This is a genomic window from Bradyrhizobium sp. P5_C11_2, assembly GCF_054049755.1.
This window is the reverse complement of the sequence record NZ_JBFULT010000942.1, coordinates 1-1640: the sequence shown is the minus strand read 5'-3', so window position 1 is coordinate 1640 and position 1640 is coordinate 1. Positions and strand designations below refer to the sequence as shown.

General features: G+C 66.4%; 2 protein-coding genes. One reads left to right on the top strand and one right to left on the bottom strand.

All coding sequences use genetic code 11. The annotated features are described in order from the left end of the window. Positions 1-67: 67 nt before the first annotated feature. Positions 68-526, bottom strand: a complete 459-nt coding sequence (locus ACXJL8_RS40540) for a MarR family winged helix-turn-helix transcriptional regulator (protein WP_456622573.1) — start codon at positions 524-526, stop codon at positions 68-70. Positions 527-603: 77 nt separating this feature from the next. Here ACXJL8_RS40540 and ACXJL8_RS40535 point away from each other — a divergent pair, with 77 nt between their 5' ends. Then, entirely contained in the window at positions 604-1380 is a 777-nt protein-coding gene (locus ACXJL8_RS40535) for a glucose 1-dehydrogenase (RefSeq protein ID WP_456622572.1), read from the top strand. Positions 1381-1640: the final 260 nt, after the last annotated feature.

Here is a 1640-nt window from a genome sequence, read left to right as displayed (position 1 = left end):
AACGACTGCGCTTCACCGATAGATCACGCGGTATGGGTCCCGGCCTTCGCCGGGACGACACCAGCGGCTACGCCGCCGATTGTGCCTCATCCTCCCGACTCTGCCGCAACGCCCGCGCATAGAGCATCATCCCCTCGCGGACCGTGCGCCGCTCAGCCGCCGTCAGCGCTGCCAGTGCGCCGCTCACCTGCTGTCGCCCGAAGGCGTGCAGCGCCTCCAGCGTGCGGCGGCCCTTCGCGGTCAATGACAGCAGCTTGCTGCGTGCGTCGGCCTCATCCGGCGTCTCCCTCAACTCGCCGCAGTCGATCAATTTGCGCACCATGCGGCTGACGCTGGATTTCTCCAGGCGCAGGAAGTCGCAAAGCTCGCCCGAGGTCATTGGACCGCGGATGCCGATCTCGAGAATGGTGTGGACCGCCGACGGCGGATAGTCCGACGCCGCCACCGTGGCATCCATGAAGCCGAGCTCGCGCACCATCAGGCGCGACGCGGCGCGAATGTCGTCGATCAGCGCAAGCTCAGCCACGGCTTGACTCTCCGCATAAAGTTGTATCATACAACTATATGCGCGCAGCGGCGCGCGCAAGCGTTTTGGAGTGGCCCATGAGCGGAACTTTGCCGGCCGGCGGACGGATGAGTGGCAAGGTCTGCCTGGTGACGGGGGGCGGCAGCGGCATCGGTCGTGCCACGGCGCTGCGGATGGCCTCCGACGGTGCGGAAGCGATCGTGGTCGCGGGCCGGCGCGAAGCCGAGATCGCGGAAACCGCGGCCGCATGCCGCGAGCTCGGTGCTGCGGCGCTCGCGGTCAAGACCGATGTCACGCGGGAGGACGAGGTTCAAAACCTGATCGCCGCGGGGCTCGCCCGTTACGGCAGGCTCGACGTCGCCTTCAACAATGCCGGCTTCCAGGAACGGCGCGCGCCGCTGGAAGAGCAGGGCACCGACATCTACGACAGCGTGTTCGATACCAATGTCCGCGCGCTGTTCCTGTGCCTGCGCCATCAACTGCCGGCGATGCTGGCGCAAGGCCGCGGCAGCATCGTCGTCAACGCCTCCGTCAGCGGCGTCCGCAATCCCAACCCCGGCTTTTCACTCTACTCCGCCTCGAAGGCCGCCGCGATATCGCTGACGCGCTCGGCCGCGATGGAAAACGCCCCGCGCGGCATCCGCATCAACGCCATCGCCCCCGGCCGCGTCGTCACCGACATGATGCTGCGCGCCGGCGTCGGTGACGTGGCGACGGTGAGCGCAGGCCTGCCGCTGCGGCGGATGGGCAATCCGGAGGAGGTGGCGGAAGCGGTGGTGTGGCTATCGTCCGACGCCGCGTCCTATGTCGTCGGCCACGTGCTGGCGGCGGACGGTGGATTTTTGGCGTCGTAGATTTGGTTGGCGGGGTTCGCCAAAAATTCGGTGTCGTCCCGGCGAAGGCCGGGACCCATAACCCCAGGGAGAAGTTTGGCGAAGATTGGTTGTTCGGGATTGGCACCGCGCACAATCGATAGATCACGCGGTATGGGTCCCGRCCCCCCGTGCGCAATTGCGCACTAGGGTCCGGACTCAATTGATCCACCAAGTGATTGCAGCGGCCAGAAGGATTGCGGACAGGAAGATGTCTGCGCGCTTGTCGTATCGGGTTGCGA

Coding starts and splice junctions, on each gene's coding strand:
- ACXJL8_RS40535 (WP_456622572.1), top strand. CDS start 604: ATGAGCGGAACTTTGCCGGCCGGCGGACGGATGAGTGGCAAGGTCTGC.